The sequence below is a fragment of the Aequorivita sp. H23M31 genome (assembly GCF_004022485.1).
GTDB lineage: Bacteria > Bacteroidota > Bacteroidia > Flavobacteriales > Flavobacteriaceae > Aequorivita > Aequorivita ciconiae.
The window spans coordinates 2741401-2763652 of the sequence record NZ_CP034951.1 but is presented as its reverse complement, the minus strand read 5'-3'; the positions used below and the strand labels follow the sequence as shown (position 1 = coordinate 2763652).

General features: G+C 38.0%; 20 protein-coding genes. 10 read left to right on the top strand and 10 right to left on the bottom strand.

The genetic code is table 11. The features are described 5' to 3' along the window. Positions 1-8 precede the first annotated feature (8 nt). Positions 9-980: a tryptophan--tRNA ligase gene (gene trpS, locus EI546_RS12180; RefSeq protein WP_128250795.1), complete on the bottom strand. Its 972-nt coding sequence runs from the start codon at positions 978-980 to the stop codon at positions 9-11. A gap of 74 nt (positions 981-1054) precedes the next feature. On the opposite strand from trpS, the gene EI546_RS12175 reads away from it, so the two are divergent. Then, a complete protein-coding gene (locus EI546_RS12175) occupies positions 1055-1795 on the top strand; it encodes a lysophospholipid acyltransferase family protein (RefSeq protein WP_128250794.1) in 741 nt (246 codons plus the stop codon). 60 nt (positions 1796-1855) lie between these two features. Here EI546_RS12175 and EI546_RS12170 read toward each other — a convergent pair whose 3' ends face one another. Both EI546_RS12170 and EI546_RS12165 read right to left on the bottom strand, forming a co-directional pair. Continuing rightward, a complete protein-coding gene (locus tag EI546_RS12170) occupies positions 1856-3754 on the bottom strand; it encodes an amidophosphoribosyltransferase (RefSeq protein WP_128250793.1) in 1899 nt (632 codons plus the stop codon). A gap of 38 nt (positions 3755-3792) precedes the next feature. Next, positions 3793-4716 (bottom strand): PfkB family carbohydrate kinase, encoded by a 924-nt coding sequence (locus EI546_RS12165; RefSeq protein ID WP_128250792.1) that lies wholly within the window; start codon positions 4714-4716, stop codon positions 3793-3795. Between the two features lie 258 nt (positions 4717-4974). Between EI546_RS12165 and EI546_RS16610 the strand changes: the two genes are divergently transcribed. Further along, a complete protein-coding gene (locus EI546_RS16610) occupies positions 4975-5106 on the top strand; it encodes a hypothetical protein (RefSeq protein WP_262707625.1) in 132 nt (43 codons plus the stop codon). 301 nt (positions 5107-5407) lie between these two features. Here the strand turns inward: EI546_RS16610 and EI546_RS12160 are convergent, their stop codons facing one another. Together EI546_RS12160 and purN are read right to left on the bottom strand one after the other, a co-directional pair. Next, positions 5408-6043 carry a ribonuclease H1 domain-containing protein gene (locus EI546_RS12160; protein WP_128250791.1) on the bottom strand — a complete coding sequence of 212 codons (636 nt, stop codon included), beginning with the start codon at positions 6041-6043 and terminating at the stop codon, positions 5408-5410. A gap of 117 nt (positions 6044-6160) precedes the next feature. Further along, on the bottom strand, positions 6161-6739 hold the full coding sequence (gene purN / locus EI546_RS12155) for a phosphoribosylglycinamide formyltransferase (protein WP_128250790.1): 579 nt from the start codon (positions 6737-6739) through the stop codon (positions 6161-6163). A gap of 373 nt (positions 6740-7112) precedes the next feature. Between purN and EI546_RS12150 the strand changes: the two genes are divergently transcribed. From EI546_RS12150 to pyk, 5 genes are all read left to right on the top strand, one after another. Continuing rightward, positions 7113-7346 carry an acyl carrier protein gene (locus tag EI546_RS12150; protein ID WP_073222159.1) on the top strand — a complete coding sequence of 78 codons (234 nt, stop codon included), beginning with the start codon at positions 7113-7115 and terminating at the stop codon, positions 7344-7346. 10 nt (positions 7347-7356) lie between these two features. Then, positions 7357-8610, top strand: a complete 1254-nt coding sequence (fabF, locus tag EI546_RS12145; protein WP_128250789.1) for a beta-ketoacyl-ACP synthase II — start codon at positions 7357-7359, stop codon at positions 8608-8610. A gap of 8 nt (positions 8611-8618) precedes the next feature. Further along, entirely contained in the window at positions 8619-9362 is a 744-nt protein-coding gene (gene rnc / locus EI546_RS12140; RefSeq protein WP_128250788.1) for a ribonuclease III, read from the top strand. 378 nt (positions 9363-9740) lie between these two features. Next, the gene (locus EI546_RS12135) at positions 9741-10232 is read left to right on the top strand and encodes an IPExxxVDY family protein (protein WP_128250787.1); all 492 of its coding nucleotides are present in this window, start codon (positions 9741-9743) and stop codon (positions 10230-10232) included. After that, positions 10232-11662, top strand: a complete 1431-nt coding sequence (gene pyk / locus EI546_RS12130; RefSeq protein WP_128250786.1) for a pyruvate kinase — start codon at positions 10232-10234, stop codon at positions 11660-11662. The genes EI546_RS12135 and pyk overlap by 1 nt, the downstream gene beginning before the upstream one ends. Positions 11663-11712: 50 nt before the next feature. Here the strand turns inward: pyk and EI546_RS12125 are convergent, their stop codons facing one another. Both EI546_RS12125 and dinB read right to left on the bottom strand, forming a co-directional pair. Next, positions 11713-12474 (bottom strand): SH3 domain-containing protein, encoded by a 762-nt coding sequence (locus EI546_RS12125; RefSeq protein WP_128250785.1) that lies wholly within the window; start codon positions 12472-12474, stop codon positions 11713-11715. 46 nt (positions 12475-12520) lie between these two features. After that, complete coding sequence (dinB, locus tag EI546_RS12120; RefSeq protein WP_128250784.1) at positions 12521-13624, bottom strand: DNA polymerase IV; 1104 nt, start codon at positions 13622-13624, stop codon at positions 12521-12523. Between the two features lie 973 nt (positions 13625-14597). On the opposite strand from dinB, the gene EI546_RS12110 reads away from it, so the two are divergent. From EI546_RS12110 to EI546_RS12100, 3 genes are read left to right on the top strand one after another with little or no spacing between them, the layout of a single operon-like run. Then, positions 14598-15242, top strand: a complete 645-nt coding sequence (locus tag EI546_RS12110) for an NAD(P)H-binding protein (protein ID WP_240673109.1) — start codon at positions 14598-14600, stop codon at positions 15240-15242. A 37-nt stretch (positions 15243-15279) separates the two neighbouring features. Then, complete coding sequence (locus EI546_RS12105) at positions 15280-15882, top strand: DUF2238 domain-containing protein (protein ID WP_128250781.1); 603 nt, start codon at positions 15280-15282, stop codon at positions 15880-15882. Continuing rightward, positions 15870-16340, top strand: a complete 471-nt coding sequence (locus EI546_RS12100) for a CYTH domain-containing protein (protein ID WP_128250780.1) — start codon at positions 15870-15872, stop codon at positions 16338-16340. The genes EI546_RS12105 and EI546_RS12100 overlap by 13 nt, the downstream gene beginning before the upstream one ends. Before the next feature lie 190 nt (positions 16341-16530). Here EI546_RS12100 and EI546_RS12095 read toward each other — a convergent pair whose 3' ends face one another. From EI546_RS12095 to EI546_RS12085, 3 genes are read right to left on the bottom strand one after another with little or no spacing between them, the layout of a single operon-like run. After that, positions 16531-17259, bottom strand: coding sequence for a copper homeostasis protein CutC (locus EI546_RS12095; RefSeq protein ID WP_128250779.1), 729 nt, complete (start codon positions 17257-17259; stop codon positions 16531-16533). Between the two features lie 57 nt (positions 17260-17316). Continuing rightward, the gene (locus tag EI546_RS12090) at positions 17317-19608 is read right to left on the bottom strand and encodes a beta-N-acetylhexosaminidase (protein ID WP_128250778.1); all 2292 of its coding nucleotides are present in this window, start codon (positions 19606-19608) and stop codon (positions 17317-17319) included. A 2-nt stretch (positions 19609-19610) separates the two neighbouring features. Next, positions 19611-22181, bottom strand: coding sequence for a beta-mannosidase (locus EI546_RS12085; protein WP_128250777.1), 2571 nt, complete (start codon positions 22179-22181; stop codon positions 19611-19613). Positions 22182-22252: the final 71 nt, after the last annotated feature.

Genomic DNA, 22252 nt, shown 5'->3' with positions numbered 1-22252 from the left:
ATGGGTTTTTAGTTGTATCCCAATTTTTTTCTTACTCTTTGCAAAACATCATCGGCGACTTTATGGGCCTTCGCGGCTCCGGCTGCTAATGCGTCGTCAATTTCTGAAAGATTTTCCATATAATAATTATATCGAGCACGTTCTTCTGAAAATTTGTTCACTATCAAATCAAATAGCGCCTGCTTGGCGTGTCCATAGCCATAATTACCACCTTCGTAGTTATTACGCATTTTAGCCACTTCTTCTTTTGAACCTAACAATTTATAAATATTGAAAACATTACAAGTATCAGGATCTTTAGGTTCTTCCATAGGAGTGCTATCGGTTTCGATACCCATTATCTGTCTCCGAAGTTTTTTATCATCTAAAAAAATATTGATATAATTCCCTTTGGATTTGCTCATCTTGCTACCATCAGTTCCGGGAACATACATAGTTTCTTCTCGGACTTGCCCTACGGGCATTACAAAAGTTTCACCCATTTGCGTATGAAAACGAGAGGCAACATCGCGAGTGATCTCAATATGCTGCATTTGATCTTTTCCTACGGGAACTATTTCGGCATCATAAATTAAGATATCCGCCGCCATCAACATGGGATAAGTAAACAATCCGGCATTTACATCTTCCAAACGATCCGCCTTATCTTTAAAAGAATGTGCTAAGGTGAGTCGCTGAAATGGGAAAAAACAACTCAAATACCATGTCAACTCCGTAGTTTGAGGAACATCACTTTGACGATAAAACACTACACGATCTGTATCCAGTCCCAATGCCAACCAAGTTGCAGCGGTACTGTACGTATTTGCCCGTAAGGTCGCAGCATTTTTTATTTGCGTTAACGAATGCATGTCTGCAATAAAAAGAAAGGAGTCATTCTTTGGGTCATTCGCCATTTCAATTGCGGGAATGAGTGCTCCTAACAGATTTCCAAGGTGGGGAGTTCCTGTGCTTTGTATTCCGGTTAGTATTCTGGACATTTCTTAGATAATTTTCCGCAAAGGTACTTTATTTGATTTATTGGAGTCATTGAAATTATTACTTTTGAAAGTAGATGAAAATTCTCCAGTATATATTTGCTGTCTTCTATCGAGTATGGTTCTATTTAATAGTAGCACTCGTTACTATCGTCTTATTTCCGTTTCTTTTTATAAGTCTTCTAAAACATTCGTGGTATCCATTCTTTTTTAAGGTAGCTAGGGTTTGGTCGGGCGCGATAATCTTCGGAATTGGATGCTACCCCGTTATTAAGAGAGAAGTTAAGTACATAAAAAACGAAAGCTATTTGTTTGTTGCCAACCACACCTCAATGACGGATATTATGCTGATGTTTTATTCAACTAAAAATCCCTTTGTGTTTGTGGGAAAGAAGGAATTGGCGAAATTTCCAATATTTGGATATATTTATAAACGAAGTTGTATTCTAGTAGATAGAAGCAATACCAAAAGCAGAGTAGAGGCCTTTAGAAATGCTGAAAAGCGAATAAATGAAGGTTTGGGAGTTTGTATTTTCCCTGAAGGTGGTGTACCAAAAGATCTGGATTTGATTTTGGACGAATTTAAGGATGGTGCGTTTAGGTTGGCGATAGAGCATCAAATTCCCATAGCGCCAATGATATTTCATGATAATAAAAAGCGTTTTCCCTATTCTTTCTTTAAGGGAGGTCCCGGGCGAATGCGGGTAAAAGTTAAAAAGCTAATTCCAACTACTGGAATGACTTTGGAAGATAGACGGGAATTAAAAAGAGAAACACGTGAAGTTATCCTTAATGAACTTCAGAATCCCAGCATTTGAAAATGGTGAATTTCCTTTTTATTATGAAGAGAAGTTCGTCTTTAAACTAGGAAGAACCTATCAATAAGCCCGTGCTGAATTCCCTTCGTAAAAGTTGATATAAGCTCTGTTTACCACCCGATTACCACCGGCAGTAGGGTAGTTTCCTGTAAAATACCAGTCACCAAGGTTTTTTGGACATGCTTTGTGCAAATCATCCACCGTTTGGAATATTATCTTAACCTCCGCTTTTATCCCTTCGGCACCTATAATTTCAGCAATTTTATCCGAAATTTCCTCATCACTAAATGGAGCATAGAGTTTTTTCACATGGTTTACAACCACCATATCTTCCAAAGAAACCTGTTCTTTACATTTCTCGTATATTTCCTGGATTATTGCTTCCGTCCCCCGATCTTTGTGAAGTTCAAGAGCGGCTTGAAAGGCTACCAGATCTTCTAGTCGTGCCATATCTATTCCATAGCAATCGGGATAACGTATTTGTGGAGCAGAAGAAACAACTACAATTTGCTTTGGATGCAATCTATCGAGCATTTTGAGTATACTCTTTTTCAAAGTAGTACCCCTAACAATACTATCGTCAATAATAACCAGATTATCCTCTGGTTTTACCACTCCGTAAGTAACGTCATAAACGTGCGCTACCAAATCGTCCCGGCTATTGTCATCGGTGATAAAAGTACGTAGCTTAACATCTTTCACCGCAATCTTTTCCGTACGGATTTTGTGTGCCTGAATTTGATGAAGACGATCTAGGTTAAGGGTTTTTCGCTCTTTTATAATTGCCTCATTTTTCTGCTTGTTTAGCTCATCTTGGGCAGCATCCAACATTCCATAAAAGGAAGTTTCGGCTGTATTTGGGATAAATGAAAAAACGGAATTTTCGGTATCGTAATCAATTGCCTCTAATACTTTGGGCATGACCAATTTACCTAGCATTTTTCTCTCCTCATAGATTTCGGCATCATTTCCTCTAGAAAAATAGATACGCTCAAAAGAACACGAGCGACGCTCTAATGGAGAAAGTATTTGTGAAATCTTAACGTGCCCATTCTTTTTAATTATAATCGCATTCCCAGGCTCCAATTCCTTTACATCTTCAAAAGCTATATTAAAAGATGTTTGAATGGCGGGTCTCTCTGAGGCGACTACGACAATCTCCTCATCTTGATAATAATAAGCTGGTCTAATTCCGGCTGGATCCCTGAGAACAAAGGCATCTCCGTGACCCAACAAACCTGCCATTACATACCCTCCATCCCAATTGGAAGAGGATTTCCGAAGGATTTTGCCTAGTTTAAGGTTTTCCGCAATATAAGGGGAAGCCTCCTGCTTGTTCATGCCTCGGGCTTTGGCATTTTTATAAAGCTTTCTAACCTCATCATCCAAAAAATGGCCAATTCGCTCCATAACGGTAACGGTATCAGCTTTTTCTTTTGGATGCATACCCAGTTTTATAAGATTGTCAAACAACTCATTCGTGTTTGTCATATTGAAATTTCCTGCAATAATGAGGTTTCGGTGCATCCAATTGTTCTGGCGAAGAAAGGGATGTACATTTTCAACACTGTTTTTCCCAAAGGTTCCATAGCGCACATGGCCAAGAAACAATTCGCCTAGGTAGGGTATATTCCTTTTTTGAGCGGCAACATCGGTAAGATATTCTGGATGGCTTTTAAACTCGACGTTGATACGTTCGTTTATCTGCGCAAAAATATCTTGAATAGGTTGTGGATCAATAGAACGGATGCGACTTATATATCGTTCGCCGGGGGACATATCCAACTTTATACTTGCCAATCCAGCGCCATCCTGCCCACGGTTGTGCTGCTTTTCCATCATCAGGTACATTTTATTTACCCCGTAAAAAGCAGTGCCATATTTTTCCTTATAATAATCCAAGGGTTTTAACAATCTAACTAAGGCAATTCCACATTCGTGTTTTAACGCGTCGCTCATATATTTTTAATTCTGAATTCAGAATTCAGAATTCTGAATTAGGTTAATTTAATATCAAATTGGGTTAAGCTCTTAAATTGTTGTATGCGTTGATGGACATCGGTATTAGTGAGGTCGAGCAATCTTTCAGGACCAAATTTTTCTACACAGAAAGAAGCCAAAGCGGATCCGTTTATAACGGCATTCTTCATATTATCATAGCTGTAATTTCCTGTTTTTGCCAAATATCCCGTAAAACCACCGGCAAATGTATCACCGGCGCCCGTAGGATCAAAAACTTCACGCAAGGGCATTGCTGGGGCGAAGAAAACATCGTCTTCACCGAACAGTAAAGCGCCATGCTCTCCCTTTTTAATAACGACGAATTTGGGTCCCATCTCCATTATTCTCTGTGCCGCCTTTACCAGAGAATATTCCCCAGATAGCTGTCGAGCCTCTTCATCGTTGATAGTAACGACATCTACTTTTGCAATTACTTTCATTAAATCTTCAAGTGCGCTATCCATCCAAAAGTTCATGGTATCCAAGACGATCAATTTTGGATAATCCATTTGCGCGATTACATCCAATTGGACGAGGGGATGCAAATTTCCTAACATAACAACTTCAGAACTTCTATAAGCCTCAGGAACTCGTGGACTAAAGTCGGCCAAAACGTTAAGATCTGTAATTAAAGTATCCCGCGTGTTCATATCATTATGGTATTTTCCGCTCCAAAAGAAAGTCTTTCCTTCTTTAACAACTTCAAGTCCAGAAAGATTCATGTTCTTGCTCTTAAGCATATCCAAATTTTCTTCTGGGAAATCGCCACCTACAATGGATACTATGGCACCATCCACCTTAAATTGTGAAGCCGCCAACCCAATATAAGTTGCGGCCCCGCCAAGAATTTTATCCGTTTTTCCAAAAGGGGTTTCAATAGCATCAAACGCAACTGTACCCACAATAACGAGCTTGCTCATAAAGGTTATTTGAAGTGAGGTGCAAATTTACTTAAAAATATATCAAAAGATGTGATTTAACAACTTAGAGATAGAGAATGGAGAAGATGAATTTTATGCAAATCCAATAGTACTTCTTTTCACCTTTGTTTCAAATGAAAATTCAATTTTAGCGTCTAATATATCTGCATTTCCCTAAAATGTCTTGGATATATTTCTATGTGCCGATAGGATTTTACGAGTGAAGAAGTAAAACTTCTTTCAAGATATCTCTTTCCAATGGAGTATAAGGAACTTGAGATAAAGGCAATCAAAAGTTTGATTGAAAAATCAAAGGGAGATATCAAAGCCGGAGAATATCGGGATTTTGAAGATGTGTTAAAAGAGTCGAAAGAAAAATATGGCTTATAGGATTATAATCAGTCAAACGGCTGAAGAAAGTTATTTCAATAATTTAGACTATCTATTTAATAAATGGTAAGTGAAGGAAGTTGGGAAATTTATCGAAAAACCTGAACGAGTAAAACATATACTGAAAGAGCAACCGTTTTCTTTTAGCGCTTGGGAGCTCGACGGAAATGTGAGAATTATACCAATAGTTGAGCAAATAACTCTATTTTACACCGTTTATAACAACTCCGTTGAATTTTTATTGTTTTGGAACAACCACCAAGATCCGAAAAGGATTTTTGAATTATTATAGTGAACAGTGCTATTTTCTGCCAAAATCCGCCGGAATCTCTCCCCAAGCTTTAGTCTCCCATTTTACAATTTTTGTTGAATAAGTATTGGTTTTAAGCCAAGTCTCTGCTCTATCAACCAGATCGAAAAGGACTTTGTTTCTTGCCGTCCTATTTAATTTAGTGTTGCATTTTTTTCGCTTTACCCACCCGATTGCAATTTTTGAATCGCTATAGATTATACGGTCACTATTATTCTTTTTTAGAAAAGCCAGCCCGTGAACTAATGCTAAAAACTCCCCAATATTATTGGTTCCCTGGTTAAATGGGCCTTGATGGAATAGTTGCTTTCGTGTTTGGGTATCCACACCGCGATATTCCATTTTACCTGGATTGCCACTAGACGCTGCATCCACCGCAATGGAATACAAATTAGGTTCTCCTATAAGCTGAAGTTTTTCTTGTGAAAGTACAGGCTTTGATTTCTTTCCCTTATATTCAGAATACTCTTTATTATAAGCGGTTTTTGCCTCCGCAAAGGTTTCAAAACTTTTATATTGTGCTCCTTTTACGCCTTGGATGGAACGCTTGCATTCATCCCAACTGCCAAAAATACCCGCGGGATTTCCAAACCAGACTACATAAAATTTCTGTTTCTTCTTAGCCATTAAGATTATAGATTGCTAATATATAATTGCTTCCTTTGGAATATTCCATTTATTTCTTCAAAGTCATCTTCATGTTCATTTTCATCTTGAAATTCGATTTCGATTTTCGACCCCCTCCTATTGCTCTTTCTTTAATAGCCCTTCAATTACCTTGGGAAACCACTCATATTCCAAGCTATGCACTTTTTTCGCAACGGACTCGGCCGTGTCGGAAGTTAAAACAGGAACGGTTTTTTGAAAGATAATAGCACCCTCATCATAATTTTCATTTACATAATGAATAGTAATTCCCGTTTCTAATTCCTTATTCGCAATTACAGTTTCATGCACCTTTTGTCCATACATTCCCTTTCCTCCATATTTGGGCAACAAGGCGGGATGAATATTTATAATTTTATGGGGAAATTCAGTAATAATATTCTGAGGAAATTTAAGAAGAAAGCCTGCCAATACGATTAGATCAGGCTGGGCTGAAATTAATTTCTTTATTATTCCGTCGGGTAAAAACAATTCGGCTTTAGTAAAAGTAGTAGTACTCACATTTAGGTTCTTCGCCCGTTCCAGAACCTTAGCATTTTCACTGTTTGCGAGAACCAGAACTACTTCTGCCAGTTCGCTATCCTGAAAGTATTTTATAATATTCTCCGCGTTTGTTCCATTGCCAGATGCGAAAATCACTATTCGTTTTTTATCCATTTTCGTGCTAGATTCCTAATATTTACAATTGCTATCTCTTTAGAGGATATTTCAATATAAACAGTCTTGCCAACTTATCGCTTGTTCATACCAATATCCTTAAAGAAACCACAAAAGTAAAGCAATCGGAGTTGGTTTTGCGGAAATTTGCTTAATTTGGTTACTTTATTTACCCAAGCTAGAGTTTGTTCAAAGAATGGAATTCCTTTATACCTCTTGATATTAAATTATCATATTTGCTTAATAGGGCAAGATTTTTAGAGGGAAAGGTGGAGAACAGAATGAGAAGATTTCACATTTTAAACATTAAATGGTGTAATCAATTAAAATATTTTATTTTTGCGAATTATAATTAAATTTAAAAATCAAGATTATGTCAGACATTGCATCACGAGTAAAAGCGATTATCGTAGACAAATTAGGTGTAGACGAAAATGAAGTTGTAAACGAAGCCAGCTTCACTAACGACTTGGGAGCAGACTCCTTGGATACGGTAGAACTAATAATGGAATTTGAAAAGGAATTCGACATTCAGATTCCTGATGACCAAGCTGAGAACATTGCTACAGTAGGTCAAGCAATTACTTATATAGAAGCTGCAAAATAAGTATTCTTCAATGGAATTAAAGCGAGTTGTAGTTACCGGCCTTGGTGCCCTTACCCCTATAGGCAACAATATTCAAGAATATTGGGATGGTCTTGTTAATGGGAAAAGTGGCTGTGCGCCAATTACGTATTTTGATACTGAAAAGTTCAAAACGAAATTCGCTTGTGAATTGAAAAATTTCAATGCATTGGACTTTTTTGACAGAAAAGAAGCCAGAAAACTAGACCGGTTTGCCCAATACGCCCTTGTATCTTCCGATGAAGCTATTCTCGATGCGGGAATTGACTTTATTGATGTAGATAAATTTAGAGTTGGCGTAATTTGGGGTGCTGGGATAGGTGGACTGGAAACTTTTCAAGATGAAATGCAGAACTTTGCTGAAGGGGATGGAACGCCACGTTTCAACCCCTTCTTTATTCCAAAAATGATTGCGGACATTGCCCCGGCAAATATTTCCATAAAACACGGTTTTATGGGTCCTAACTATACTACCGTTTCGGCTTGTGCATCATCTGCAAATGCAATTATTGATGCCTTTAACTACATTCGGTTAGGAACTTGTGATATTATCGTTACTGGCGGAAGCGAAGCAGCGGTAACCATTGCCGGTATGGGAGGTTTTAATGCCATGCACGCCCTTTCCACCCGAAATGATAGTCCCGAAACCGCTTCTAGACCCTTTGATGCAACCAGAGATGGTTTTGTATTAGGAGAGGGAGCAGGAGCTCTTATTCTTGAAGAATACGAGCATGCAAAAAAGCGAGGAGCAAAAATTTATGCAGAAGTAGTGGGTGGTGGTATGAGCAGCGATGCCCACCACATGACAGCGCCCCATCCCGAGGGAAGAGGTGTAGAACGTGTTATGCTAAATTGTCTTCAGGATGCACATATGAGCCCTGAAGAGGTAGATGCCATAAATACCCACGGAACTTCAACCCCGCTTGGGGATGTTGCAGAACTTATGGCCATCGTGAAAGTTTTTGGTGAGCATGCCAAAGACATTAATATCAACTCCACAAAATCCATGACCGGCCACCTATTGGGTGCAGCTGGTGCTATTGAAGCAATAGCCTCTATTTTAGCTATGACCCACGGGATTGTTCCACCTACCATCAATCATACTACGGTAGATGAGAATATTGACCCGACTTTAAACCTTACCCTAAATAAAGCTCAAAAGCGCGAGATTAATGTCGCAATGAGCAATACTTTCGGGTTTGGAGGGCACAACGCATGTGTGCTCTTTAAAAAACTTGATGCCTAAAAAACTTAATGGGTTCCATTAAAAATATATTTTCTTCCCGCCAGGATAAGCACGGGGAATTTTTTGATTCCCTGAAGAAAATATTAGGTTTCAAACCAAAAAACCTTTCAATTTACGAAACGGCATTCACCCATAGATCTACAAATGAAAAAAACGAATCCGGCCAGCCCCAAAATTACGAGCGGTTGGAGTTTCTTGGTGACGCAATGCTTGGCGCCGTAATTGCCGCCCATCTATTCAAGAAAGTACCTGAGGGAGATGAGGGTTATCTCACAAAAATGAGAAGCAAAGTAGTAAGCCGTGAACACTTGAACGAATTGGGTCGAGATTTGAATCTGGTTAAATTTTTGAAATCCAGCGTACCAACCCAACAATTTGGAGGGAACATTTATGGAAATGTTTTTGAAGCCCTTGTTGGTGCAATATATCTGGATCGCGGAATAAAATACTGCGAAAAATTTATTCAAAAACGAGTTATAAAACCATACGTGGATATTAAGAAGCTGGAAGGAAAGGTAATTAGTTACAAAAGTCTTTTTATCGAATGGTGTCAAAAAGACAAACACAGTTTCAATTTTGAGATCTATGAGGATAATGGCAAGGATGAACCAAAACACTTCGCGGTTCGTTTAAAACTCGATAATGAGGTAATATCCAAAGCACGCGCGACATCAAAAAAGAAAGCTGAGGAGCAAGCGGCAAAACGCGCCTACTACAAACTCCAGACAACTATCGATTCGGATAAGGGATAAGCAGTCTTTTAAACTAACCGTAAGTCTTATCAGGATCATAGAAAAAACCAATTGGCAAGAATTCCCTTAAAGCATTTCTTCACACATAATTAATCTAATTGCTTGACGGAAATTAATTCGCTACAATCTATAATTCCTTAATATTATAGGTAATAACCTTATTGCAATTTTACGGTCTGGGTTATTGCACACAGCAGATTTTAAAAGAGGATGAGAGTTTTTCATTAAGAGAAATTAGATAATAATTAAGAGGTTTTCCTCTCGCTTGTTCTTTTACTTCCGTATTTTTGTTAATCGCACAAATACGCCTTAAAAACCACTTCAATCATTCAATTATCAATTCCTGCCAAACCTTGGAAAAGACCTGAAAATTTAAAAATGGCCCATCTTAAACTTGATTTTGAAGAAGAGTTTGAAGAGCCGTATGCTCTTGTTGCTATTCATTGTAGCGAAGAAGAATATAAACTGGCATACCTTCTAAATTTACATCTTGGATTAAGACTGGCAAGAAGAAAAACAGATCTTGATTTTAAAAGTGAAGAAGGAGAAATAGCTTTTCCGATTTACGATTTTGAAGACGTTCACCATCATGATTCCTATCAATTGGTTGCCAATAAGTGTCGGTCAGTCCAAAAAAGTATTGTTGGTGCGGGTGATTTATTTGGAGAAGAATCCGTTGAAAATTCTAATCTCCATTATTTGTTTCCTGAATTTAAGAAAATTGACTATTTTCTAAAAATATTTTCGGATTTTGAATCTTCATCCTTACAGGATATAATTTCTAAAATAAGTCAAATCAATGAAGTCGTTTCAGCTTATGCTGTAGAATTTGAAGAAATAAAATCTAAGAACAATTTAATTTTTGATTAATGTTTAAACAAAAAAGAACAAAAATCGTCGCAACATTAGGGCCTGCAACTTCTAGTAGAGAAATTCTCAAACTTATGATGATGGAAGGGGTGGACATGTTTAGAGTGAATTTTTCGCATGCAAATTATGATACTGTAAAAGAGTCCATTGCGACTATTCGGAGTCTATCCGAGGAATTGGATATAAACATGGCAATTCTTGCCGATTTGCAAGGGCCTAAACTTCGGGTGGGAATGATGAAGGAAGAGGTAATAGTTCAGCCTGGTGACCTATTATATTTTTGTACCGGTAAGGAATTTGAAGGCACCCGAGAAAAGGTGTATATGAATTATGACAACTTTCCCAAAGATGTAAATGTTGGTGAACGAGTTCTGTTGGACGATGGAAAACTCATTTTTGAGGTATTGGAAACCAATGATGTCGATGAGGTAAAGGTTATGGTAATTCAAGGTGGACCTTTACGATCCAAAAAGGGAGTAAATCTTCCAAATACCAATATATCTTTACCGGCACTAACTGCTAAGGACAAACAGGATGCCATTTTTGCCATTGAGCAGGAAGTTGATTGGATAGCACTTTCATTTGTTCGTCATGCGGAAGACCTGAAAGAACTACAAGCCTTGATCGAAGCACATTCCGACTATAAGATTCCCATTATCGCGAAAATTGAAAAACCCGAAGCGGTTCATAATATCGACCAGATTGTAAGCTATTGTGATGGATTAATGGTAGCCAGAGGGGATCTTGGCGTTGAAGTTCCCGCGGAAGAGGTCCCATTAATTCAAAAGGAACTTGTCCTTACTGCAAAACGAGCGAGAATTCCGGTAATTATTGCTACACAGATGATGGAAACCATGATCACAAGCTTAACTCCTACAAGAGCAGAAGTAAACGACGTGGCGAACTCTATTATGGATGGTGCAGACGCCGTAATGCTTTCTGCAGAAACATCGGTGGGAAACTATCCAGTAGCGGTAATCAAAACCATTTCGAAAATTTTAAAAAGCGTAGAAAATTCTGAATTGATAAGAGTTCCCCAAGAACCTCCGCAGATTAAAACCAACCGATACATTACCAAATCCATTTGTTATCATGCGGCGAATATGGCAAATGAAATTGAGGCGCAGGCTATTTGTACTTTAACCAATAGTGGTTACACTGCCTTTCAAATATCGTCATGGAGGCCTTCTGCGTTTATATTGGCCTTTACTTCAAACAAACGTATCCTTGGGCGCCTAAATCTACTTTGGGGTGTAAAAGCCTTTTATTACGATAAATATGTGAGTACCGATGAAACCGTGGAGGATGTTAATAGAATTGCGTGTGAAAAAGGTTATGTCCATAAAGGAGATTATTTGATTAACCTTGCTGCCATGCCAATTGTTGATAAAGGTATGGTAAATACATTAAGAGTAACTCAAGTAAAATAATTATTCCCTAAGAAGAAAAACAAAATCGATTTGTAACAAATTTTAATAGTTTAATCTGAAACTTCAGTCTTTTCTATTTTCATTCTATCTCCTTCTTGGGTAATTGTAACCGTATAACCAAATCCGGTGGTTTTGTAATTATACATTATCTTTTGAAGTTGGTTGGAATTCCTTGAAATTTGTAAATCGCTTAAGAAGTCCGATTTCTTTTTATTCGAATTATTCTGGGTTTCATTATTGGAACCTTTTGGATTTGGAAAAGCAAATTCCTTCGGAATCTCAAAAAGTTGTTGCGCCGTAAAAAATGCCTCGTGCCATTTATCTGTCGGCAAAATCAAAGTTTCCGTTTTGGTCGGTTTACTAACTGTGCCTCCGGTAGATTCTGCGTATTCAACGGCGGGGAATTCATTTTTCAGTGTTTCAGCATAGTTTTTTGCATTGGCATTTGCACCTGGAGGAGGGAATTTTGACATAAATCCATTAAATGCATATCCCGTCTGGTTGTTGTATTCAATTTCATCCATTGCGCCATCAATCCCGCCAACGTTCATAGTGGTTTGCGGCTCGGGATTTATTACATTGACCTTCGTACCTAAGGGCATTACAACCAATTTCTTGCTCTGCAAATTAGGATGTTCCCGAAGGGTGAGTCCGCTTACGGCTGTAACATAAAGAGATTTAGGTGCGGAGCTCTGAGGAATGGAATCGGTAACAACTGCTTGATTCTCCTCAGTGTCTTTTACCTCATTCTTACAGGAAAACAGAATGCTAAAACCTGCAATTGCAAGGATGGAAAGGGCGGTGGTCTTCATAATCGGGAGATTTAAATTAATTAAAGATAAGTAGCTTTTTTCATAATTAAAATTCAAGTTTTAATTGTACTTCGATGATTTCCTTAGGCACATCTTCTTTCTGAAGATTTTCATTATTTAGATTTGAAATTGAAATACCCAATAAGCGCACCGAATCTTTCATCTTCTCCTGATATAACAATTCTTTAACCACATACAAGATCATTTGTTTAGAATCTATGAATTCAGAAACCGTTTTACTACGTGTCTGTATGGTGAAATCGCTATAACGAATTTTCAGGGTGACAGTTTTACCCGCCAATTTTCTCCTTATTAGTCGGCCCTCCACTTCTTTAGCGATCTCTTCCAACCGCTCCATCATAAAAATTTCTGAGGATATATTTTCTGAAAAAGTATGTTCCGCTGCCAAGGATTTTTGTTTTCTGAACGACTTCACTTCACTTTTATGAATACCCCGCACCACATTGTAGTAATGGTTTCCACTTTTTCCAAAATGCTTAACCAACATTTCCAGAGGTCGTTCTTTTAAATCCTTTCCAGTATAAATTCCTAAGCGATACATTTTTTGTCTAGTAACTTTTCCTACGCCAAAGAATTTTTTAACATCCAAGGTTTCTAAAAATGGCACCACCTCTTCCGGAGAAATAGTTTTTTGTCCGTTTGGTTTATTGATGTCACTTGCAATTTTGGCCACAAACTTGTTGACAGAAATACCCGCTGAAGCGTTAAGACCCGTCCTTTCTTTAATTCTCTGGCGAATTTCCTCTGCTATCTTTGTGGCGCTTGGATTTCCCTTTTTATTTTCGGTTACATCCAAATAAGCCTCATCAAGAGATAATGGTTCGACCATATCTGTATATTCCAAAAATATCTCCCGTATTTCTTGCGAAACTTGGCGATACCTATCAAAACGCGGTGGGACAAAAATCAATTCGGGACAATTCCGTTTTGCAGCCATTCCGCTCATCGCACTTCGCACTCCGTATTTCCGTGCTTCGTAACTGGCTGCCGCAACAACTCCTCGTTTTTCGCTACCTCCGACTGCCAAAGGTTTTCCAACCAATTCTGGATTGTCCAATTGCTCTACAGAAGCATAAAAAGCATCCATATCGACGTGGATTATTTTACGGATATATTGGTCTTCGAGCATTTTGTAAAATTAATACCTTTAGAGGATTTCAAACCCTAAAGATTTAGAAACCTTCCTACCTCGAATCAAGTGGAACTTTGATAAAGTTTATCAAAACTCCCAGGGTTGGACTTAAACACCGAAAAACTTTGTTAAGGTTGAAAGAGATTATCCCTAGAATTATTCTACGCCGGTCAATTTAGGGCGATGGGAATTCATATACAAGAAGTTCTCTAAAGTATCAAAATAAACTAGCACTTCTTTCCGCCTCAACTGAGTATGCCTGTCGGAAAATATCGCTCGGAAAGACGAACGCTGCCAATTTCCTGGTGAGTTGCAAGGTCCACCTTCCACAGGATTGCAGTGGATAAAATAAATTAATATTTGAAGATAATTTTCATCATTTACTTCCGTTCTTTTAAAACCTCTCATAAATAAATTCCCTTTTCTTCCTTGTTCTGTATTAAATGCTTAAGTATTGGAACTGAATAAATTTGAAAATTGTTTGCTGATAAAAATATCCTTTCTCTCAAAGTCTTGATAGGTTTTTAAGTTAATAAGCTCTTCTTCTGTTCAGGTCTTTATATGCAAATGGTTTGGCATTAAACAATAACAAAGGGTATCGACTATAGTAAGCAATTGTTTTTTGTATTTCCGAAGGAAAAAAATGTAATTTTCCTGAGTTTTGAAAATTTCCACATTCCCTAGAAGCGGATGACAACCTGATAATGTCGTTAAGATAATAAATGTCTATTTCACCTTGATTAATCCTGACAAAGTTTAGCGTATTTTATTTTGAGACTTTTATCCGTGATCATGGTCTATGGATTATCATGTCAATTGATACTTGGTCAAAGTTGTTGAGGAACTCTGACTAAGATAAATACTTGTTCAAGCCGAAGAGAACTTTGACAAAGTTTACCTAAATTTAATTTTAATACAGAGAACATAAAATTTCTTATGGTAAATTAAACATCCAAAAATTTTGTCAAAGTTGAAAACTGCATTAATCATTGGAGCAACAGGTCTAACCGGCGGAATACTATTAGATAAATTAATAGAAGATGATTCTTTTAAAAAAATCAAACTGTTCTCCCGCAGTTCCGTAGAGCAAAAAAGTCCAAAAATTGAAGAACATTTAATAGATATGTTCAAATTGGATAAATATGCCGATGACTTTAAAGGAGATGTTGTTTTCTGTTGTATAGGAACAACAAAGTCTAAAACTCCCGATAAAGAAACTTATAAAAAAATTGACTACGGCATTCCCGTTAAAGCGGCCAAACTTGCCCAAACTAATGGGATTAAAACTTTTATTGTGATTTCTGCCTTAGGTGCCGACACTAACAGTTCAGTTTTTTATAATAGAACCAAAGGAGAGATGCAACGCGATGTCCTAAAGCAGAATATTGAAAACACTTACATATTGCAACCTTCATTGATTGTTGGTGATAGAAATGAAGCACGCTTCGGCGAAAATGTAGCAGAATTTTTTATGAAAACTCTAGGATTTCTGATTCCTAGAAAGTACAAAATGATTCACGCGGAAACGATTGCAAAGGCCATGATTGTTTTAACAAAAATTGATTTTTCTGAGATAATAATTACTTCGGAAACGATAAAAGAAATTGCAGAATAGTTTTATATAGAGCTTTCCTTTCTTTGCCCATTTACATATGAAATTACTTTATATCCTTTTATCTTTATTACTGCTCCTTTTAATCTGGTCTGGAATCAACCCGAAAGAGCAATTTACCTGGTTTTTGGAAGTGGCTCCTGCCGTGATTGGAGTTTTAATCTTAATTCTTACATTCAAAAAATTCCAATTCACCAATCTGGTTTATATTTTGATCTTTTTTCAATGTGCTATTCTTATCATTGGTGGACATTACACTTATGCAGAAGTACCTTTGTTTGATTGGATTCGTGATACTTTTCACCAATCCCGTAACAATTATGATAAGTTGGGCCATTTCGCTCAGGGATTTGTACCGGCTATGATTGCCAGAGAGTTGGTCCTTCGCAAAAAAGTGGTTTTAAAAAAAAACTGGTTATTTTTTATTGTGGTCTGTATCGCTTTGGCAATAAGTGCCGCTTACGAATTGATAGAATGGGGCGTTTCCGTTTTAAGCGGAGAGGGCGGAGATTCTTTTCTGGGAACCCAAGGATATATTTGGGATACGCAATCTGATATGCTTTTTGCTTTAATAGGTGCTATTTTAGCTGTAATTATTTTATCAAGAATTCACGACAAACAAATTTCAAAATGCAGGAAATAGAACGCAAATTTTTAGTTACCTCCGAAGCTTTCAAAAACGAGGCTTTTAAACGCGCACGTATATTACAAGGATTTCTAAACTCCAATCCTCACAGGACGGTAAGGGTTCGAATTCACGGAGAGACCGGCTATATTACTATCAAGGGGAAACCCAATGAGTCCGGAACGACACGTTTTGAATGGGAAAAACAAATTCCCATCGCCGAAGCAGAACAACTTCTTCATCTTTGTGAGGCAGGTATTATTGAAAAGACCCGATATGAGGTACAGAACGATGATCATATTTTTGAGGTGGATGAATTTTCAGGTGATAATGAAGGTTTGATTGTTGCCGAAATCGAGCTCAAAGATGAAGCCGAACCTTTTCATAAACCCGAATGGTTGGGTAGAGAGGTAACTGGCCAAGTGAAATACTACAACTCCAACCTCAGCAAAAACCCTTTTAGAGATTGGGATTAGGAATATTCAGATCATCAGTCGGGCTCCACTCGCACATCATAAGATTTTCGTATTCTAATGTATGAAAATCATTTGGTCATCGAGAAGAGCCGAGATGAGCAAAAATGAACTCCTCGGCTCCGCTCGGAGACCGTTAGATTCTGTAAATTAGGATTTTAAAGTCCTTGGTCATCGAGCGGAGCCGAAATGGCTATTCCGAAACAAGTTTAACCACCTTATCAATCTTTTCCTTATCGGAAAAAGCAATCAGTCCTTCTTCGAAAAGGGCAGTATTGTGCATTGGGATTTTCGGAGCTTGGTATAATGTCTGTTTTTGGGAAAGTGCTGAGAGATGGACGCTTTTAAAACCAGCATTTTTAAATTCCATTACATTGTCCACATTAATGCCCCCTCCCGGCATAATTTCTATTTTTCCTTGCGCAATCTCCTGTAATTCTTTTAAAAGGGACATCCCTTCCACTGCGGATTTTTGCAATCCAGAAGTGAGGACTCTGTCCGCCTTTAGATCAATTAATTTCTGAATTTCCTCTTTTGGATCTTGCACCCAGTCAAAGGCACGATTAAAGGTAAAATCCATTCCTTTGCAGACCTCAATTAATTTAGCGGTACGTTTTTTATCTACCTCAAGATGATGATCTAAAACCCCACTTACTATCCCTGCACAGCCAATTTCACTACAAAAGGCAATATCTCTCAGCATAACATCAAATTCCTCTTCCGAATAGGTAAAGTTGCCACTACGTGGACGGATTAAAATGTGGACGGGAATAACAAGCTCAATAATGACCTTTTCAATTAATCCCAATGAGGGCGTAAGACCACCTACAGAAAGTTGGCTACACAGTTCAATTCTATCAGCTCCCCCATCTTGGGCGGCCTTAGCACTTGCAAAACTATTTGCGCAGATTTCTATTATCATAGCCAGAGTTTAAAATTCAACTTTGTCAAAGTTCTAAAATTTGACAAAGCTTTAAAATTATTCAATAACAATTTCATCTATAAAAGTCCAAGCTCTATGCCCAGCACCTTGCAAACCATCGGGAATCATACCATAATTTGGGATGGTCAATTTTATATATCTCGGCTTTAAATTTTTCAGACTTTTCAATTCTTGCTTAAAATCAATTAGGTTTTTATTCGACGCCTTAATCTCCTTTGACAAATAAACTTCTTCCCCGCGGGTATTGGTGCAAGTAATATGTAGCTCCTTTGGTGCATAAATCCATACTCCAGGTGAATTGAAAAATCGGGTTTTTAGGGAACTAAGCTCCATTTCTTCTCCTAAATCAATGGTGATTTCTAGATCATCACCCCAGAATCCCAACCATTCCTTGTCGCCATAACGTTTCTCACTTCCTGAGATTCCATTTATCAGCGCTTCCTTTCCGCCAGCTGCATATGCGGGATTGGGTTCAACATTGATCTTTATGTTTCCTGTAATTCCTTTGTGGTAATTTATTTTCTCATTAAACCCCCGGCCAAGTTTTTCATCATCCTTATAAACATTCGCGTTAATCTCTGAGTTCTCTGTAATTGATATTGGTTCAGTATAAATCTGTTCTTCGGAATCATTTATGGAATATCTTATTTCCTTTCCCTTGGTAGGAGTAGTCAATTCGTAATAAACCTTACCGTTTTTTTTAATTATTTCGCCTTCCACTTCATATAAATAATTGGCATAATTAATATTTAAGGCATCTAATCGCGGCATAAACTCTTCTACTCGCGAAAAGAAATCAGGATAGTCTTTATCAAAATTCTTTGAGGGGCCGCTCCAAACAACCTCACTCATAGCAAGGATTCTTGGGAAAACCATATATTCCGCTTGTTTTTCCGTGGGAATATATTCCGTCCATAAATTGGCTTGGGCTCCTAATATATATTTTCCTTCCTCCTCTGATAATTCTTGTGGAATTGGATTTAGGGAGTACACTTTTTTCAAGGGAAGAAAACCCCCAATGGCAGTAGGTTCATCCAAATTCTCACTTTGGTAATAATCCAAGTAGGCGTGTGAAACGGGAGTCATAATAACTTGGTTATGCTGCTTTGCCGCTTCTATACCGCCTTCCACTCCACGCCAAGACATTACTGTGGCATTTGGAGCAAGACCACCTTCTAAAATTTCATCCCAACCGATTATCTTTTTCCCATTACTGTTTACAAATTCTTCAATGCGGTGAATAAAATAACTTTGTAAGCCGTCCTCATTCTTCAGGTTTTTTTCTTTGATGAGCTGTTGGCAATGTGCACAGTTCTTCCATCGTAATTTTGGCGCCTCATCGCCACCAATATGGATATACTCTCCAGGGAACAAATCCATAACCTCGGTCAAAACATTTTCCAAAAAAGTAAAGGTTTCTTCTTTTGGACAAAAAATATCCTCAAACACACCCCAAGTCGTTGCCACAGGAATCTGCTCTCCTGTGCAGCCTAGTTCGGGATAGGCACTGATGGCGGCCTGTGCGTGGCCCGGCATTTCAATTTCGGGAATGATAGTGATGTTTTGGGTTTTTGCAAAAGCGATTACTTCTTTAATATCCTCTTGTGTGTAAAAACCGCCATAACGTTTGCCATCATAGCGAATAGGCTTGTCTTCATAATGACCAATTCTGGTTTCTTCCCGGAAAGCGCCTTTCGAAGTAAGTTCCGGATACTTTTTTATTTCTATTCGCCAGCCCTGATCTTCGGTTAAATGCCAATGAAATTTATTCATTTTTAACATTGCAAGATTGGCAATGTACTTTTTCACAAATTCCTTATCGAAAAAATGCCTGGCAACATCCAAGTGCATTCCCCTATATTGAAATTTTGGGAAATCTGTGATTGTAAGTTGGGGAACGGAAAGAGTACTATTTTCTTCCCCAGCGGAAAGAGGTCGCTCTAAACTAGTGGGAAGCAATTGCCGAAGTGTTTGTATAGCATAAAAAGCACCACTTGCATCCGAAGCCTTAATATTGATTTTTGAATCTGAAATATCTAAAAAATAGCCTTCGGAAGGTTGATTTCCATCTTTTTCAATTATAATTTGGGCTTTCTTTTTGGATTTACTCGGAAGTTTAAATCCAGCGCCTTTTTGCAGAAATTCATTGAAAAAGTTCCCCGCAATCTCGAATTGGGGTTCGAAATAGAAGCTAGTGTTTTTGTCGATGGTAAATGTTCCGTTATGGATTTCCATCTGTTGTGGCTTCGGAATCAGTACAATTTCGGAAGTTTGGGAAAATCCGCTTATACAGAATACGGATAGAATTAGTAAGAAGTAGGTTCGCATCGCTAATTTATTAATTGATTTAAGGTTTTGTACCGCAATTTAGATGGGGATTTGCTGTCGGTATAAAAGTAGACAGTTTTTGGGAGGTTAGGCAACAAATCGAAAAAATTATCGCTCCATCTTCCCTTGCTGTCTGAATTGAGGAATACGTTCTTTTGAAGAGTCTTTGAGCAGAGGGTAATAGAATATGAACTGTCGTCGGTTTGTGTGAAGTCGAGAACATTTGATTCCGAACCTTCATAGGGGTTTCGACTGCGCCTGCCTGCCGGCAAGGCAGGCTCAACCTGACATTCTTCTTGGCCTGAAATAATTCCTGCTTTCAACTGTAAATCCTTCGGTTTTACAAAATAATGTAAGTATTCATTTTTGCCAAAATCCAACTTTAACACCGAAGATCTCTTATCAAAATTTAAATCCTTTAATAGAATTGTATAAACAATCTTACTGCTGTTTTCCGGACTTTCGACCATTATTTTCTTCTGAAATATTTGTCTACCGTCAAAATCCATTATTTCTATTAGAAGTGTGTCGGATACCTTTTTGAAAGTATCATTTACGATAAATATTGCTACCGAATCATTTTTTGTTTCAGTGGAAATCAGCACGTTTTCAAACGCTTTCTTCACTTCATATTGCAGGGATTTCCAGTTCCCCAAATAATCAATACTTGACCAGGAAACTACCGGCCAGACATCATTTAGCTGCCAATAAAGCGTACCCATATTATACGGTTTTGCTCTGCGGTGGGCGTGGATGCCTTTTGTTATACCATATGCTTGTAAGAGCTGACTCACATAAACATAGTCCTCCGCGTTTGTAGGCACAGGGAAATCGCGCACCATGTATTCGTCAATTATCTGAAAACCTCGCTTGTGTTTTTGGTGGTTTGCGAAAAGCGGATCGTTCATTATCACCGAATCTCTACCCGTGGCATATTCAATAGTTTCAACATTTGGGAAGGCTTGGAAACCGAATTCGCTCATAAATCTAGGCACTTCCTCGTCAAAATGTTCAAAGGGATAACCATCGTGCCATACCCACCAATCGTGGGCATCACCTTCAAACTGGTAACGTTTGTCGCCACGACCGTATTTTGGGGAACTCTCCCAATAGTCGATACTTGAATTTAAACTATCGACCACTTTTGGTAGTATGTCAGTAAATATTCTCTGATAGCTTTTGGCAATTTCCTTTTTTTGTCCTGCTGTTTTATCATCCTGCCAGCCCCATCGTGCCCAACCTTCGCTGATTTCGTTGTTACCGCACCACAAGGCGATACTGGCGTGATTTCGAAGTCGCTTTACATTGTAAATAGCTTCTTCCTTCACATTACTTAAAAACTCCGTATTGCCCGGATACATTCCGCCGGCAAACATAAAATCTTGCCAGACCAATATTCCTTTTTGATCACACAGATCGTAGAAATAACCATCCTCATAAATTCCACCGCCCCAAACTCTGAGCATATTCATATTTGCCAAAACAGCATCATTTATAAGCTCCATATATCTTCCACGATTTACTTTGCCCTCAATCATCTGTTGGGGAATATAATTGGCTCCTTTCATATAAACAGGCTTTCCATTGAAATTGAAATAGAAGCTTTCGCCTATGGAATCCTTTTCAGTAACTAATTCAATGGTGCGGATTCCGAGTTTTTTTGAATCCTTCTCCAAAACGTTTCCTTTATGGATTAAATCAACTTGAATGTCATAGAGAAAAGGTTCGCCAAGATTATGTGTCCACCAAAGTTTGGGATTTTTGATAGTGAAAGGAATTTCAAATTCCTGCTGATTTGGAACTATTTGAAAAGTTTTCGTAAAGGTTTCACCCGTAGTTTTATTATGGATTTTAAATGAAAGATCCTCATCTTTTATTGATTCAATTTCAATTTTTGCAACAATTTTAGCAAGGGTATCACTGATGGAATTTGTCTGAAGGAAAACATCTGTCATTCTTGCGGTATCGTAACTTAATAAGGAAACTTCCCGCCAAATTCCCATTGTTTTGATAACTGGTCCCCAATCCCATCCCGATTGATATTGGGGTTTTCTAGTGAAGACTCTGCCGTCATCCGGTAATGTGTAATCTATTTCGGCAGCTTTTACCTTTTCAATAGCATCGATATTTGTAAATATTACCAAAAGTTTATTTTTAGATTGGAGAATATTACTAACATCCACTTCCCATTTTCTAAAAGCATTGTTCGCAGTGAGTATCAAACTATCATTCAGAAAAACTTCAGCATAAGTATCCAGCCCATCAAAATTCAGAATATTTTTTTGTCTTTTTAAAGTTTCTGGGGAAAGTGAAAATTCCTTTTCATACTGCCAATTTTTAGTGGATACCCATTGAATAGAATCCTCATTGTTCCTTAAAAACGGGTCTGGAATTTTCCCCAACCGCAATAAATCTGACTGAACCGTGCCTGGCACTTCCGCCGGCCGCCAGTTTATATTCTCCGTATCAGAAAATTGCCAGCCGTCATTTAAAAGAATACGATCATTGCCCGATTCCTTACAAGAAAAAAACAGGAAGACAAAAAGAAGAAATAAAAGTTGCGGGATTTTCATTTTGCGAAAATATAAAATTTGTATCCGCAACCTGCCAAAATCCTTGACATAAAAAAACTGCCCCAGCAATT